Source organism: Bacillus sp. FSL K6-1338, assembly GCF_038006965.1.
Lineage (GTDB): Bacteria > Bacillota > Bacilli > Bacillales > Bacillaceae_G > Bacillus_A > Bacillus_A thuringiensis_S.
In genome coordinates, this window is record NZ_JBBOWI010000001.1 from 1798754 (window position 1) to 1817778 (window position 19025).

The following is a 19025-nucleotide window of genomic DNA, read 5'->3' on the forward strand; positions in this document are numbered from 1 at the left end:
GGGAATAGGAGAATGTAAACATGAGCCTTGAAACCGCAAACAAGAATATAGATATAGACGAATTAAAAGAAGTTGAAGAGTATTGGATTACTACGTTAAATGAAATACAACAATGTAAAATTCCAGCTGAGAATCATTCGGAAAAATTAGATTTAGGCATTGAAAAAATTCATATTAAAAGCAATGTAGCTAACCTGCTTTTTGAGATGTGCCAAAGCCAAAACTTATCAATATATGTATTTATGCAAACTGTATTAAAAGTTTTAATGTATAAAATAAGTGGGCAAAGTAAAATTACAATAGGAACACCTATGTATCAAAGTGTTGATGAAAGTTCACAAAAAGTAAATAAACTATTGCCGCTTTACAATATTGTAGACAAAAATCTTAAGTTTAAAGATTTACTTTTAAATGTGAAGAATACTACATTGGATGTATATAATAAGCAATACTATCCTTTAGGAGATATTAGCAAGTCATTAGATTCTAATGAAAAGTTTAATGTTAATTTACTTTTTGAAACAATACATTCTATATCTTATGTGGGTGAGTATCTTTCTAATCAGCCGAGTACATTAAACTTTATTTGTATAAAAGACAAGGATAGTTTTTGGGTTGAATTATTTTATAATAAAATGTCATATAATAAAAGAACAATTTGCAGAATGTTGGAATTTTATCAAAATATATTAGAACAAGTTTTAAATAATATGAATTGTACGTGTTCTAATATTGAATTAGTGTCTACTGAAGAGAAGCAAGAAATTGTTGAAGGTTTTAATAGTAAAAACATACAGTATCAGGTATTAGAAAATAATATATCTGAACTTTTTGAAAATAATGCTAGGGTTTATCGTGATATGGTTGCTATTCAGTTTAATGGTGAAAAGCTCACATATCAAGAATTGAATGATAAAGTAAATCAGTTAGCAAATTACTTACATAAGCAAGGCTTGAAAAAGGATATGGTTGTAGGAATCATGTTAGAGCGATCGTTAGATCTAGTAGCCACAATTTTAGCAGTTTTAAAATTGGGGTCTACGTATTTGCCAATTGATTTAATAAATCCGGTTAACAGAATAAACTATATGTTAGAAGATAGTGATGCGTCTTTTGTAATTACTAGCAAATTTGCACTAAAAGGTATAAAGCTTAGTACAAATACCATTGTTTTAGATCGAGAAAAATGGGGTTCTGAATCTACAAATTTTACAAATAAACATGCAGAGGATCTAGGACAAGGGCCAGCTTACATTATTTACACATCAGGTTCAACTGGAAAACCTAAAGGAGTAAGCGTCGAACATAAAGCAGTATGTAACTTCATTGATGGGATGGCAAGGAATATACCCTTGAGAGAGAATATGTCAATTTTAGCGTTAACAAGTATTTCTTTTGATATATTCTTTGTCGAAACAATATTTGCTCTAGTAAATGGAATCAGAGTTGTTATAGCAAAGGAAAAACAATGTAGCAATCCATTAGCTATAAAAGAATTAATCTTGAATCACAAGATAGATATCTTACAGATGACACCTTCTAGATTAAGGTTGTTACTTGATAATGAGGAATATTCCAAGTGTCTAAAAAGGGTTTCTATTCTTCTTGTAGGAGGAGAAGTATTTTCTTCAAAATTATTAAATGAGGTTAAAACTATAACAGATTCAAGAATTTTTAATTTATACGGTCCTACTGAAACAACAATCTGGTCCACAATTAAAGAACTTACTAATGAAACAAACGTAACTATAGGAAAGCCGCTTCCACATTATAAATGTTATATATTAAATAAAGAGAAAAATGTACAACCAGTAGGAGAAATTGGAGAATTATATATTTCTGGGGAATGTTTAGCTAAAGAGTATATAAATCTTCCTGAAATGACAAAAGAAAAGTTCATTTCAAATCCTTTTGTTTTAGAAGAACGGATGTACAAAACGGGAGATTTAGCTAGATGGCTTCCAAATGGTGAAATAGAATATATTGGTCGAAATGATTCTCAAGTGAAGATTAATGGGTATCGCTTAGAGCTGGAGGAAATAGAGAAAGAATATTTAAAATTTGAAGATGTAACAGATGTAGTTGTACTGAAATGGGGAAATAAAGATGGTTCAAGTTATCTTTGTGCATATATTCAAGGAAAAGAAAAAATTCTAATTGAACAGTTGCAAGGTTATATATCAAGAAATTTACCAAGTTATATGGTACCTAAGGCGGTAATACAATTAGATCAAATGCCACTTACTATTAATGGGAAATTGGATAAGAAGGCACTACCTAATCCTGCCTTAGTTGTACAAAAACAAAAAGAGTATATAGAACCAAGAGATGCTAAAGAAAGAATAATAGCAAAAATATGGGAAAAAGTTTTGGGTTTTGAAAAAATAGGTATTGAAGAAGATTTCTTTATGCTCGGTGGAAACTCTTTAAAAGCTATTCAAATTGTAAACTGTTTAGAGAATGAGTACTCCTTAGGTACTACAGTAAGTACTTTGTTTGAAAATAGAACAATTTCTCGATTAGCTGAATCAATTCAAGAGAAAAAGAATAATAATGAATTAATATCTGCCTATCCAGACCCTTTAAATTTACATAAACCCTTTCCATTAACTGATGTACAATCAGCATACCTTTTAGGAAGAGATGATCAATTTGAGTTAGGCGGCGTTTCTACGCATGGTTACTATGAGATAGAAACAACTTTAGATATAACAAAGTTTAATGATAGTTTGCAAAAAGTAATTGAACGCCATCCGATGTTAAGAGCAATCATTTTGCCTACTGGAGAACAACAAATATTAACGGATGTTCCTAAGTACAAAATAGAAATAGAAAATATCCAACATTTAGATGCAGTAGAACAAGAATTGATAATTAAAGAAGAACGGGAACGAATGTCTCACTTTATTTTTAAATCGGACACATGGCCTCTATTTGAATATAAGGCATTCAAAATATCAGGTAATAGACATATACTTTGTATTAGTTTTGACGCAATAATAGCAGATGGTATCAGTATGCAAATTGTAGGATCTGAAATAATGGAATTTTATAAAAACCCTAATATACGATTGCCACAAGTAGAGATTTCTTTTAGAGATTATATGTTAAGTTATCAAAAACAAAAGAATACAGATGAATATATGAACGATAGGGAATATTGGTTACAAAAATTAAAGGATTTCCCACCAGCTCCATCTTTACCTTTGTTACAAAATCCAAAATTGTTAACAAAGCCACGTTTTAATAGATTACAATTTAATTTGAATAAAAAGGAATGGCACTCCTTAAAGAGTATTGCGAAATCCATGAATATTACTCCGTCAGTATTATTGTGTACAACGTATGCAAAAGTATTGAGTATCTGGAGTAATGTGGAGAGATTTGCATTGAATTTAACAGTATTTAATCGTCTTCCAGTGCATCCAATGATAGAACATGTTGTGGGGGACTTTACTTCGCTATTATTAATGGATATTGAATTGCAAGGGGAGGAAACATTTAGTGAAAGTGCTCAACGCATTCAAAGATCTTTAATTCAAGCGTTAGATCATAAAAACTATGATGGTGTGGAATTTATTAGGGAATATAGCAAATTGCATGAATTAGGTACAGAAGTGGCTATGCCAATTGTATTTACTAGTATGTTAACAGAAAATAATAAATTTAGTTGGGAAAATTTTGGAGAGGTAAAAATAAGTTCTTTTCAAACTTCTCAAGTATATTTGGATTATCAAGTTATGGAGATAAAGGGAGATTTACAGATTACATGGGATTATGTGGAGGACTTATTTGATGAACACGTGATTGGATCGATGTTTTCTCAATACATCGAAATGTTACATCATTTAGTGGAATCGAAAGATTTAGCTCAATTAACTCTTCCTAGGATTGATGAAAATATAGTTAAGCAGTATAACCAAACCGAGAAAGAAACTGAAAAAACAACATTACACAATTTATTTGCTAGACAAGCACAGAAAACACCAGATTATACAGCGGTTATCATGGAAGAAGAGAGCTTGACATACCAAGAATTAAATGAAAAATCTAATCAAGTCGCAAGGTATTTACAAGAAAAAAGAGTAGGAAAGGGTTCACTAGTTGGGGTGCTTGCACAACGTTGCCCAGATACGATTGTAAATATTTTAGGGATTTTAAAAACAGGAGCGGCATATGTGCCAGTAGATCCAGAATATCCACAAGAACGTATTGACTACATCTTAAATAATAGCCAATGTGATTTATTATTGACACCGGATGTGTATTCAAAAGAGGATCTACATTCTTGTTCTATAGAAGATGTGGAAAATGAAAGTAGTCCAGATGATATAGCTTACATTATTTACACTTCTGGAAGCACAGGGAAGCCTAAAGGGGTAATAATTACTCATGAATCAGCAGTTAATACCATTTTAGATATGAATCAAAAATTCCAAGTAAATGAAGATGATCGTTTTATTGGTCTCTCATCTATTTGTTTTGATTTATCCGTATATGACATTTTTGGTGCTTTGAGTAGTGGAGCTTCAATTGTTCAGATTAAGGATCAAAGGGATATTCAAGAAGTCATAGAAACAATCAACAAGTATGATATTACAATCTGGAATTCGGTTCCGGCTATTATGGATTTAACAATTGAATTTATAGAATCTATGAAAGAATATCAAGATAACGAATTACGTCTTGTATTGTTAAGTGGGGATTGGATTCCGTTGACATTACCAGAGAAAATTTGGAAATATTTTGGGGAAGCACAAATTAATTCATTAGGAGGAGCCACAGAAGCTTCAATATGGTCTATTTATTATCCGATTAATGAAATAAACCCTGAGTGGAAGAGCATTCCATACGGAATGCCATTAGCGAATCAAAAATTTTATGTTTTAAATTATGCAGGACAGGTTTGTCCAGTAGAGGTAGAAGGAGAACTCTATATTGGAGGAATAGGCCTAGCACAAGGATATAAAAATGATGATACAAAAACAAAAAATGCATTTATAGAACATCCTACATTTGGGCGCTTGTATAAAACAGGGGACCATGGAGTGTTAAGAAAAGAAGGATATATTGAATTTTTAGGTCGAAAAGATCAACAAATTAAGATTAGAGGATACCGAGTGGAATTAGGTGAAGTGTCTAATCAACTATTAGAGCATAAGAATGTTCAACAAGCAGTAGTAATAGATCAAGTAGATTCAAACGGGAAAAAATTTTTATGTGCGTATATTGTTGTAGATGATGAGAAAGTCATGGAAACTATTCGAGAGTATCTAGCACAAAAGTTGCCAGAATATATGATTCCGCAATATTTTGTAAAATTAGAGAAATTGCCACTGACTCCGAATGGAAAGATCGATCGTAAAGTGTTGCCAGAACCTAAGTTGATAGAAGATGATAAGAGTTTAAATATCGAGTATCCAAATACAGAGATAGAGAAAAAAATCGGTAGAATATGGGAAGGTGTATTAGGTATATCCCCTATTGATATACACAGTGATTTTCTAAAATTAGGCGGTAATTCTATTGCTATGATACAAGTGGTGAATTCCATAAATAAAGAATTTAAAATAAACGTGGGAATTAAAAAGTTTATTGAATTGAGAACGATTTTTAAACTGTCAAAAGAAATTGAATCCTGCAAACAAGAAGAAATAATACATGAAGAACATGATAGTAAGACAGCAGACTGGGAAAATTTATATAATCCTTTTCCATTAACAGAAGTACAAACAGCCTATTGGCTAGGAAGAGAGAATACGTTTGAAATGGGAGGGGTGTCTACACATAGTTATGTAGAAATAGAGACACCAGTTAATATAGAAAGGTTGAATAAAGCTTTACAAGAAATGATTCAACGACATCCAATGTTAAGAGGTATAATTTTACCATCTGGAGAACAAAAAATACTAGAAACTGTTCCAGATTATCTCATAAAGGTAGTTGATTTATCTTATCTTGACGATAAATCAAGACAAGAGGAAATTATTAAGGAACGAAATAAAATGTCACATCATGTTTTTGATAGTAGTCAATGGCCTTTATTTGAATTCCGTGCATTAAAAATAGCAGAGAATCTACATATTCTTTGTGTTAGCTTTGATTTATTGATAATGGATGGAGCTAGTATGATTCATATCTTTTCCAAAGAATTGTTAGAACTGTATTTGAATCCAAATAAGAAGCTTCCTAAATTAGAATTTACGTTTAGAGACTACATTACAGAACATATAAAGTTTAAAAATACAAAAAAATATAGTACGGATAAAGCCTATTGGTTGTCTAAATTGAAGGGTTTTCCTTTTGCACCGGAACTACCAATGAAGCAGGAACCAAATGTAATAAAAAATCCAAAGTTTAAAAGATTGGAATATAAAATATCTCGAAATATTTGGAGTAAACTCAAAAAGATTGCACAAAGTTATAGTATAACGCCTTCAGTTTTATTGTGTACGTCTTATGCAGAAATACTTGCAAAATGGAGTAATCAACCTAAATTAGCTATTAATACAACATTATTTAACAGGGAGCCTTTTCATGAACATGTTAATAGAATTATAGGTGATTTCACAATGATTTCCTTACTAGATGTTGATTTTAGTCAGGGAGAACTTTCTTTTGCTAATCGTGCACAACAGTTGCAAGAGGTATTAATAGAAGCTTTAGAGCATAAATCGTATGATGGCATAGACTTTGTAAGGGAGTTCTCAAATTTTCATAACTTAAATGGAAAAGCAGTGATGCCAATTGTATTTACTAGTATGCTATTTCCAGAAAAAGAAGAGGTAGATTGGACAGACTTAGGAGAAGTTAAATTGGGAGTCAGTCAAACTTCTCAAGTATATTTGGATTATCAAGTTATGGAGATAAAGGGAGATTTACAGATTACATGGGATTATGTGGAGGACTTATTTGATGAACAGGTTATTGGATTGATGTTTTCTCAATACATCGACATGTTACATCATTTAGTGGAATCGAAAGATTTAATTCAATTAACTCTCCCTAAGGTTGATGAAAATATAGTTATTAAACAGTACAACCAAACCGAGAAAGAAATTGAAAAAACAACATTACACAATTTATTTGTTAGACAAGTACAGAAAACACCAGATTATACAGCAGTTATTATGGAAGAAGAGAGCTTGACATACCAAGAATTACATGGAAAATCTAATCAAGTCGCAAGGTATTTACAAGAAAAAGGAGTAGGAAAAGGTTCACTAGTTGGGGTGCTTGCACAACGTTGCCCAGATACGATTGTAAATATTTTAGGGATTTTAAAAACAGGAGCGGCATATGTGCCAGTAGATCCAGAATATCCACAAGAACGTATTGACTACATCTTAAATAATAGCCAATGTGATTTATTATTGACACCGGATGTGTATTCAAAAGAGGATCTACATTCTTGTTCTATAGAAGATGTGGAAAATGAAAGTAGTCCAGATGATATAGCTTACATTATTTACACTTCTGGAAGCACAGGGAAGCCTAAAGGGGTAATAATTACTCATGAATCAGCAGTTAATACCATTTTAGATATAAATCAAAAATTCCAAGTAAATGAAGATGATCGTTTTATTGGTCTCTCATCTATTTGTTTTGATTTATCCGTATATGACATTTTTGGTGCTTTGAGTAGTGGAGCTTCAATTGTTCAGATTAAGGATCAAAGGGATATTCAAGAAGTCATAGAAACAATCGACAAGTATGGTATTACCATTTGGAATTCGGTTCCGGCTATTATGGATTTAACAATTGAATTTATAGAATCTATGAAAGAATATCAAGATAACGAATTACGTCTTGTATTGTTAAGTGGGGATTGGATTCCATTGATATTACCAGAGAAAATTAGGAAATATTTTGGAAAAGCACAAATTAATTCATTAGGAGGAGCCACTGAAGCTTCAATATGGTCTATTTATTATCCAATTAATGAAATAAACCCTGAGTGGAAGAGCATTCCATACGGAATGCCATTAGCGAATCAAAAATTTTATGTTTTAAATTATGCAGGACAGGTTTGTCCAGTAGAGGTAGAAGGAGAACTCTATATTGGAGGAATAGGCCTAGCACAAGGATATAAAAATGATGATACAAAAACAAAAAATGCATTTATAGAACATCCTACATTGGGCCGTTTGTATAAAACAGGGGACCATGGAGTGTTAAGAAAAGAAGGATATATTGAATTTTTAGGTCGAAAAGATCAACAAATTAAGATAAGAGGATACCGAGTAGAATTAGGTGAAGTGTCTAATCAACTATTAGAGCATAAGAATGTTCAACAAGCAGTAGTAATAGATCAAGTAGATTCAAACGGGAAAAAATTCCTATGTGCGTATATTGTTGTAGATGATGAAAAAGTCATGGGAAGTATTCGAGAATATCTAGCACAAAAGTTGCCAGAATATATGATTCCGCAATATTTTGTGAAATTAGAGCAATTGCCACTGACTCCAAATGGAAAAATCGATCGTAAAGTGTTGCTTGCTTTGGAAATAAGAAAAAATAAATTGGAAGAAAAAGCCCCTAAGTTGTTAACACGAACAGAAAATATAATTAAACAGTTAATCGGTGAGGTATTACATGTTGGGGATATTAGCTTAAATGAAAGTTTTTTTGAACTGGGAGGATCATCTATACATTTAATTCAAATGCATAGGAAGCTAGAACAATTATATCCTGGGAAATGTAAAATAACAGATATGTTTATTTATAACACCGTATCAAAACTAGCAAAGTTTATTGATAAAAATGATATTGAGATATCGAAAGCTCAGAATATTTATACTGCTGAAGGGAAAATTACAGCATTATTAACACAAAAAATTAGAAGCATTGCTCATAAAGAAAAAGTACAGTTAGAAGATTTATTAATAGCTTTCTCAACATATTTGTTTACAAAAATAACAAATAAGATGAATATGAAAGTTCAAACGTTATTGGATAGTGAAAATGTAAAAACTATCACTTTGGATATGAATAATTTACATGATTTCAATACTATGTTTAAAGAAATTTATAAGCAGCGTAAGCAAAGTATAAACATAAAGACAACCAATAATAAACATTTGGAAAGTAACAATTTTGATTACCTTATGTATAATCAAACATTCTTGAAGGGAAAAATTGATCCTTTAGCACTGTCTAATACTAGTATAGAAGTTAAGGAATTAAATAATATAGTTCATTTTACAATTAAATCTAATAAGGAAAGAATAGCGATGCACACATTACAGGAACTATCTAATATGTTTATCAAGCTAATAGAAATGATAATAAGTAAATATTCCATTAAGGGGTAGGTTTTATGGAAAAGATTGCAATGGTATTTCCGGGACAGGGTTCTCAATATGTTGGAATGGGGAAAGCTCTTTGTAAAGAGTTTTCCCTTGCAAAAATGGTATTTGAAGAAGCGTCAGACGTTTTGCACATGGACTTGAAGAAAATATGTTTTTCAGGAGATTCTAAGGTATTAACAAGTACTGAGAATGCACAACCAGCTATTCTAGCAACAAGTGTGGCTATGTTTCGTGTATATTTACAGGAGTTTGGTGTTTTTCCTGATTATGTCGCTGGCCATAGCTTAGGCGAGTTTTCAGCATTAACTTGTATGCAAGCCATTTCATTTTCTGATGCTCTAAAATTAGTTAGAACAAGGGGACAGTTAATGAAAACGGCAAGTGATATGCATACCGGTATGATGTTAGCGGTAAATAACTTTGATAAGAATATTTTAAAAGAAGTTTTAGAAAAGGTAAATGGACAAGGTAATTTAGTAAGTGTTGCTTGTTATAATTCCCCGACTCAAACAGTTATCTCAGGTAATGCACAGGCCATTCAGCAAGTAGAGAGTTATTTGAAACAAAAAAAGGTTAGTACAAACTTATTGAATGTTAGTGCTCCTTTTCATTCAAGTTTAATGGAATCAGTAGCCGAAAGTTTTACAAGACATTTAGATAATAATAAATATCATTCATTTAAAGGGAAAATTATTTCAAATACTACAGCTTTGCCCTATGTTAGCATAGAAGAAATGAAGAGGAACCTAACACTTCAAATCACTAAACCAGTTAAATGGAGTCAAACAATAGACTATCTAAAAAATCAAGGAGTAACAATTGCGATTGAAATGGGTCCTAAAGGTGTATTAACTAATTTGTCTAAAGGAAATGTTCAAGAAATGGAATTTTTTTCTTATGATAATGGGACGGATAAAAAGCTATTATTTGACAGATTGAATGTTGCTCCAAGGCCTAAATATTCTTTGATAACTAGATGTTTAGGAATGATGGTAGCGACGAAAAATTATAATACCAATACTTCCGAATATGCATCAGGAGTTATTGAGTCGATCAGAATGTTAAGAAAGATTCAAGAAAATCTTGAATTAAATGATAAAAAACCATCTATAGAACAAATGCATTATGCATTAAAACTTCTAAAAACAGTATTTGATACAAAAAGAGTCCCTTTTCAAGAACAACAAAAACGTTTTGAAAAATTATATGAAGAAACAGGAGTGAAATACTCTTTTTAATTTGAATTTTCATTGAAGTTTTTAAGGATGGAGGAGAATCATGTTAAATTTTAACGATATAAAATTGGAAGATTTCATGGACAATAGTTTGAAAAATAAAGATTTAGATAAAAGTGATGATGATATTGCGATAATTGGTATGGCAGGTGTATTTCCATTAGCTGATAATGTTCAAAGTTTTTGGGAGAATATACGTTTAGGTACAGATTGTGTTCATGCTATTCCAAATTTGAGAAAAGAGCAAGCGGATAAATATTTACATCATGTAAATATATTGAATACAAATGAATATAGATATAAAAAAATGGGTTATATTGATCAGATAGATAATTTTGATTACAAATTTTTTAATTTATCACCTAAAGAAGCAAGTTTAATGGACCCGAAACAAAGATTGTTTCTTCAAGTTGCTTATCAAGCTATTGAGCATGCTGGTTATGGAGGAAAGAGATTAAATGGCACAGAGACAGGAGTATTTGTAGGCCATAGTGAATTAGGCGGAATAAGCTATAGAGAAATGATTCAAAATATTGAACCAGATTCATATATGACAGGATTTATTGGGAATTTACCATCAGTTATTCCAAGTAGAATATCTTATCTTTTAGACTTAAATGGGCCAAGCATGTTAATTGATACGTCCTGTTCATCATCGCTTACCTCTTTATATTTAGCATGTCAGGCTATTAAAAATGGCGATTGTAAACAAGCCATTGTTGGTACCGCGCATATTAATTTATTACCGTTTGAAATAGAACAAAAGTTAGGCATTGAAGCTTCGGATTATAGAACAAGATCATTTGATGATGGTGCGGAAGGGACTGGATCTGGAGAGGGAGTTATAGCTATTCTAATAAAGCCTTTAAATTGTGCGATAGAAGATGGGGATCATATAGAAGCTGTTATAAAAGGGGGGGCAATTAACCAAGATGGAAATTCAATTGCATTGACAGCACCAAATGTAGAAGCTCAAGAAAAGGTAATTTGTCAAGCGTGGGAAAATGCTGGAGTATCTCCCGAAGACATTACGTATATAGAAGCACATGCTACAGGGACGTCTCTAGGTGATCCAATTGAAATAGCTGGTTTAGAAAAAGCGTTTGAAAGGTTTACTGAGCGAAAGCAATTTTGTGCAATCGGTTCTGTAAAGTCTAATTTAGGACATTTAGAGGCAGCGGCTGGATTGGCTGGAGTTGTAAAGAGTGTCATGGCCATGAAAATGAAGGAGTTGCCACCTTCAATCCATTTTTACCGTCCTAATCGTAAAATAGAATTTGAGTCATCTCCTGTATTTGTGAATGATTTGTTACTACCCTGGGAAAATGGAGGGAAAGCTAGGGTTTGTGGTGTAAGTTCATTTGGAATGAGTGGAACTAATTGCCATATTGTCTTGTCAGAATGGAATAATGAGAATTCTGTAAATAACCATCAATATAATAACATGTTTCATTTATTAACTATCTCAGCAAAAAGTGAAAAAGCAGTGAAAGAATTAATAAAAAAATACCAAAAATTATTAAATGAAAACCAGTATGACCTTAGAGATTTATGTTATACAGCAAATACTGGAAGAGGGCATTATAATTACCGCCTTGCTATCATATTCCAAAGTGAGGAAGAACTTAAGACAAAATTAAATTTGCTAGTTACTGAAGAAAATTTAAAAAATCAAAAAAAACAAGGGGTTTTTTGGGGGGAATACTCACTAATAAATAGAAGGACAGATGAAAACATAAAAGTTTTAAGTGAGTTAAACATAAAAAAGTCAAGCCAAGAAGCGTTAAGATATATAAATCAAATAGAAAATCCTTATTACGTAAAAGGAAATGAATTGCAAAATATATGTGAATACTACATTGAAGGAGCAGATATTGATTGGGGTTTTCTGTATAAAGGTGAATTGCGGAAAAAAGTAATTTTACCTATATATGTATTTGACAAATACCCATGCTGGTTAAGTATCCCAGAAAAAAATGACAGTAAAGAGTTTAGTTTGAATATTTCTCATTTACTAAAAGACTCTAAGGTGCCTGCTGATTTAAAAAAAGAAATAGAAAATTTAACAATGAAATGGGATAGTTATATATCAATTAATAACAGTGTTGAGGATATATTAAGTGAAATAAAAATAGTTGGAAAAGATAAACAAAATTATTCTAAAAATGAATTACTTGTAGCAAAGGTATGGGCAGAAGAATTAGGATTAAAGACTATTCATATAATTGATAACTTCTTTGAACTAGGTGGCGATTCAATAATAGCTTTAAAAGTTATCAATAAATTGAATAGATATTTATCTTTAGAGTGGAAAGTCACTGATTTATTAAAATACCCAATTTTTAAAGATTTAATAAGGCATATAGATAAAGACGCTAGTGAAAAAGTTACTAAATTAAAAAATGACATTGAGTTAAGTAAAGTAATGGATTACTACCCCATTTCATCTGCCCAAAAAAGAATATATATAATGGAACAATTTACAAGTGGAACAACAACGTATAATATGCCACAAGCTTTTATACTAGAGGGGAATTTAAATTTAGAAAAAGTAAAACAATCCTTTCTCGATCTAATGGAAAAACAAGAGTCATTAAGAACTTCATTTCAGTTAATTAATGGCCAACCTGTACAAAAAATCCATGCTTCACTGCCATTTGAAGTTGAAGAAATAAAAATTAAAGAAAATATAAATACAACTATTCGGAATTTTATTAGACCATTTAATTTACAAGAACCACCATTATTTCGAGTAGGTATTGGTGAAATAGAAGAAAATAAATATTTATTATTACTAGACATTCATCATATCATTGCAGATGGAACTTCTATGGCGATTTTTACAAATGAATTTATAAAAGCATATTCGGGACAAGAGATTTATAAACCAAATAGACAATATAAGGACTTTACAAATTGGAAAGAAAATATGGTAAATAGTCATGAATATCAAAAACAAGAGGAATTTTATAAAAGAATTTTCTCAGGAGAGATACCAATTCTAAATTTACCGACTGATTTTTCACGGTCTGATAGGCTAACATATAGTGGAGAAAAATTTATTTGCTATTCTTCAAAAGAATTAGAAAGTAAGTTGAGAAAGTTAGCATTAACAGCCGAAACAACTTTATTTACTGTTTTGTTATCAGCTTATTATCTTTTAATGTATAAATATACTCTTCAAAAGGATATTGTAGTTGGCACGTTAATAAATGGTCGCCCACATTATTATTTAGAAAATGTTATAGGGATGTTTGTTGACACAATTCCTATAAGAACTAGCATACAAACAAATCAAAGCTTTTTTGACTTTATGAGAAACACAAAGAAAAATGTTATGGAGTTCTTTGATAATTCGAATTATCCATTCGAAAAAATAGTTGAAAATATAAAAGTAAAACGTGAAGCAGCAAGAAATCCTTTATTTGATACAATGTTTGTACTTCAAAATATGGAGAAACCTAATTTTGATCTTGAGGGTGTTTCTTTGGAAAAGTATCCATTTGAAAATAATACTTCTATGTTTGATATTACGTTGTTTGCTTCTGAACAAGCTCAGGGTATAGAATTTTCATTTGAATTTAGTACTCAACTGTTTAAAAGAGAAACAATTAAAATGATGAGTGAACATTATTTGAAGATCTTAGATGATATTACTTCAAACCCTGAAATACAGATTAATGATATTTTGAGAGAAAAGCCTACGCAAATTAATTTAAATGTAGAAAATATAGAGTTTCAATTTTGAATTCATTAGAAAGGTGAATGAAAATGGGTAAAGCAACGAATGATCCGTATGTAACAAATCAAATTTTTGAGAATCAAAAAGGTTATTGGAAAGAAAAACTAAAAGGAGAAGTTGCTATGAGCAGCTTCCCAACAGATAAGTCACGTGTTTTATTAAAAGAATATAAAAAAGAAATTGTAAAATTAAAATTTCCTGATGAATTGGTAAGAGATGTTTTTCGGATAAGTAAAAATTCTGAGTTAGGAACCTATATTTTATTACTATCAGGAATCATATATTTAGTATATAAATATACTGATAATGAAGATGTTGTTATTGGAACTCCTATAATTAATATGGGAGGGGATGAGGAGACAATAAATCAGTTACTTACTTTAAGAAAGAAAATTAATAGTCAAATAAGCTTTCGAGATTGGATAAATGAAGTTAAAGGAGTTGTAGTGGAAGCATTACAAAATCAAGAAATTCCTTACCAAACGATTTTACAAGAGAATAAAATCTTATTAGAAGATGAAAAAATGCCCTTGTTCCCAATAGTTACATTACTAGAAGAAATACAAGATATAAATTACATAAAGCCGATATTTGCGGATATTGCATTTATATTTAATTTAAACGACGGCATTGAAATAAAAGTTGAATTTAATGAAAACGTATATTTTAGAGAAACAATAGAGGCGATGCTACGTACACTAATATTGTATTATGAGGAGACAACAACAAATCCAGATGTTCTACTAAAAAATATAAATGCTACATCTGAATATGATTCTAACAAAATTTTATTTGAATTTAATTCCAATATAGAGGCGATTAATCAAGAATTTAATGAACCAATTCATGTCTTAATAGAAAAACAAGCAAAATTAACACCGAATAAAATAGCTTTAAAGTTTGAAGAAACAGTACTAACTTTTGAGGAGCTTAATAAATGTGCTAATCGTTTAGCTCAGTATTTAATTAGCGAGTATACCATAGATTCAAATGAGTGTGTAGGTATCTTACTTGAGAGATCACATTATACCATTGTAGCAATGTTAGGGGTTTTAAAAGCAGGCGCTTCTTATGTACCTATTGATCCGACTTTACCTACAAATAGAATTAAAAATATTATAGATAATACTGCAATAAAAGTTATTATTTCGAAATCTAATTATGTTCAGATGCTAAATAAACTTCAGTGGGAATGTTTCGAATTTAAAGCTTATGTATGTTTGGATAGTAATAACATTGAAGAAATGGAAGATACACATAATAATGAATTAATGGATCCGAAATTATGGAATCATATTGGAGCTAGTACAAATAATAGAATAGGTATGGGTGGTTGGATAAATAGTTATACAGGAGAAGAATTTAGTAGGGAGGAGATGGAAGAGTATTCAAATAACGTTTTGAGAAAATTGACTCCTTATTTACATGAAAATATTCGTGTATTGGAAATAGGTTGTGCATCTGGTATTACAATGTACAAGATAGCGCCATATTGTAAATTATATTATGGTACTGATATGTCAAATGTGACTATTGAAAAAAATAAAAACTACATTAAAAAACAGGGTATTGAAAATATTAAATTAGAATGTTTAGCAGCTCATGAAATTGGGCAAATTAAGCAGAAATTTGATGTGATTATCATTAATAGTACAGTTCAATATTTTCCAGGTCATAATTACTTGAAAAAGGTTATAAATATTGCCACAGATATGTTGGATCAGAAAGGTGTTATATTTCTTGGTGATATAATGGATCAGGATAAAAAATCTGAAATGATTGAATCACTTGTTCATTTTTCTAAAAGTAACCCAAATTATAGAACCAAAGTTGATTTTTCATCAGAGTTATTTCTAGCAAAATCTTGGTTTAATGATTTGCAAATAAAAAGCCATATAATTCATTCATTAAATATATCGGGAAAAAATTGCAAAATTGAAAATGAGCTGACAAAGTATCGCTATGATGTGATTTTAGAAGTAAATAAACTCATAGTAAAAGAGTCTAATGAATCTAATCTGTTGAAAAAACAGCATGATTATAAGAAGTTGTTAGAGTATAGTTCTGAAAATCTGGATTTACAGATACAAGAGAATCAAATAGCGTATGTTATTTTCACATCGGGATCAACTGGAAAGCCTAAAGGAGTACAAATACAACATCAGGCACTTACTAACTTTGTAGAAGCTATGAGGAATATATTAAATGAAAAACAAACTACTGTAATGTTAGCATTAACAGGTATATCATTTGATATATTTATTTTAGAATCTTTATATTCATTAGCGGTAGGATTAAAAGTTATAATTGCAAATGAGAAGCAACATATGAATATTAAAGAAATAAATAAATTAATTATGGATAATCAAGTTGATATAATACAATTGACACCTTCAAGATTAAAATTATTAATTGAGGATGCAAGCGGTCTTGAAAAATTAAAAGTAATTATAGTAGGCGGAGAATCTTTTCCAAAAGAATTACTAAAACAGGTTCAGCAGCATACAACAGCTGATATTTATAATGCATACGGTCCTACAGAAGCTACAGTGTGGGCTACATATAAAAAAGTTACTAAAGATACTGAAATAACGATCGGAACCCCTCTTATGAATTATCAGTGCTTTATTGTTAATCCAAATGATTACTTAAAGTTACAACCTATTGGTGGGGTTGGAGAATTAGTTATAGCTGGTAAAGGCTTGTCAAAAGGGTATCTAAACAATCATAAATTAAACAAAGAACAATTTGTTAATAATCCTTTTAGTGAAGAATCCTTAATGTATAAAACTGGAGATTTAGCTCGCTATCTTCCAACAGGAGACATTCAATTTCTAGGAAGAAAAGATAATCAAGTTAAGTTAAATGGATATAGAATAGAGCTAGAAGAAATTGAATCTATATTAAAAAATTATTATTGTATCGAAGAAGCTAAAGTGATAGTGAAACAAGATGAAAAAGCGACTTTATATGCCTTTTTGGTTATAAAAGAGAAAAAAGAGTTTAGTGGTTCAGAATTACGTAAGTATTTGTTAGGAATATTACCGAAATATATGGTCCCATCAAACTTTATATGTATAGATAAAATACCATTAAATGCAAATGGGAAAACTAATCGAAATGCATTATTACAAATACTTCAAAAAAGAGAAAAGAATAAAAGAGTTGAACCAAGTAGTGAAAGAGAAAAACTACTTGCAGACTTATGGGGGAAAGTATTAAATACTGAGTTTATTAGTATATATGACAATTTCTTCGAACTTGGTGGTAATTCTATAAAAGCGATAGAGATAATTTCTGAGTTGGTAGATTTATTCGAGGTATCTATTAATGACGTATATGCATTTCCTACAATTTTTGAGTTTGCAAAGAATATGACTTATAAGCAAAATTATTTAAAAAACAAACTAGATAAAATAACACAAGACATAGGTTTAATAAATCATAACGATATTGAAGCATTAGAGGAATATAAAGATATCTATACTAATGATGTTAAGCGCTATTCTAATGAAGTTCTTTTGTCACAAAAGAATTATAACAATATATTTTTAACAGGAGGAACAGGGTACCTAGGAATTCATTTAGTTAATGAAATATTAAACAGAACAGAATCAACTATATATCTATTAGTCAATTCAATTTCAGTAGAAGCTGCTAAAGAAAAATTAAATAAAAGATTTCTTTATTACTTTAATGAAGAAAATCTATTAAAGAAATATCAATCCAGAATCAATATTATCTTAGGAGATATTACCCAAAATAAATTTGGTATGGAATGTAAGGAATATGAGAAACTGTCTTATAAAATAGATTGTGTTCTTCATAGTGCGGCAAAAATAAAACATTATGGGAACTGGGAAGATTTCCATAATGTTAATATCGAAGGAACAAAAAATGTATTGAAGTTTGCAAAGACAGGTTTAAAAAAAGATTTCAACTATATATCTACACTTAGTATAGCAAGTGGTGGTGATTATGTCATATTTAGTGAATATGACAAAAAGGGAAATCATATGATTGAAAACTACTATTTAAGAAGTAAAGTACTAGCAGAAGAAGCTGTACTAGTTGCAAGGGATTCTGGACTGAATTGTAATATATATCGTTTAAATTCTTTATTTATGAATTATTGCTCCAAAAAAATGCCTTATAATTTTAAAGAAGAAGGCTTCTATATGGTAATAAAGGCAATGAATAATTTAGGAATCTATCCTTTTTTAATAAATCCAGTACTAGATTTATCAGGGGTAAATCAGGTAGCAGAAGCCATAGTAACCCTTTTTAATAAAGAGTGTCTTCAAAATGAGATTTTTCATGTTTTTAACCCTAATAAGATTAGTTGGAATGATATGGGGATTGTTGCTCAATCTTTGGGTATAGCGGTTGATGTTGTTAATTTTGATGATTTTGTTCAATATTTATCTAATCACCTTGAAGACCCAATGAAAAGACAATCTGTAATTCAAGTTTTATTAAATTCATTTTTATTTAGAAATACTAAGGAATCAAATTTTCTAAGAGTGTGTGACAGAACAAATTTAATGTTAGAGCGTTTAGGGTTTAAATGGTTATCAAATCATAATGAATATATAGAAAAATTTTATAATCAATTAGATTAAATAAAATAAATATAGGTTGTTGGTGAGAATTATCAACAACCTATATTTAACTTTAACGATGAGAGTTTTGAAGTATATTATATTGATGCACAAAGAATTTATTTGTTTTAGGTAA

Annotated in this window: 4 protein-coding genes; all 4 read left to right on the top strand. The window is 30.3% G+C overall.

Going from position 1 to position 19025, the window contains the following annotated elements; genetic code table 11:
* Positions 1-20: 20 nt before the first annotated feature.
* Genes NZ044_RS09465 through NZ044_RS09480 form a run of 4 tightly spaced genes read left to right on the top strand, consistent with a single transcriptional unit; the run spans position 21 to position 18910 of the window.
* Positions 21-9314, top strand: a complete 9294-nt coding sequence (locus NZ044_RS09465; RefSeq protein WP_322216412.1) for a non-ribosomal peptide synthetase — start codon at positions 21-23, stop codon at positions 9312-9314.
* Positions 9315-9319: 5 nt separating this feature from the next.
* The gene (gene fabD / locus NZ044_RS09470; protein ID WP_061667412.1) at positions 9320-10549 is read left to right on the top strand and encodes an ACP S-malonyltransferase; all 1230 of its coding nucleotides are present in this window, start codon (positions 9320-9322) and stop codon (positions 10547-10549) included.
* Positions 10550-10589: 40 nt separating this feature from the next.
* On the top strand, positions 10590-14294 hold the full coding sequence (locus NZ044_RS09475) for a condensation domain-containing protein (protein ID WP_098506315.1): 3705 nt from the start codon (positions 10590-10592) through the stop codon (positions 14292-14294).
* 23 nt (positions 14295-14317) lie between these two features.
* Positions 14318-18910: an AMP-binding protein gene (locus tag NZ044_RS09480; protein WP_199664079.1), complete on the top strand. Its 4593-nt coding sequence runs from the start codon at positions 14318-14320 to the stop codon at positions 18908-18910.
* The last annotated feature ends 115 nt before the right edge of the window (positions 18911-19025 follow it).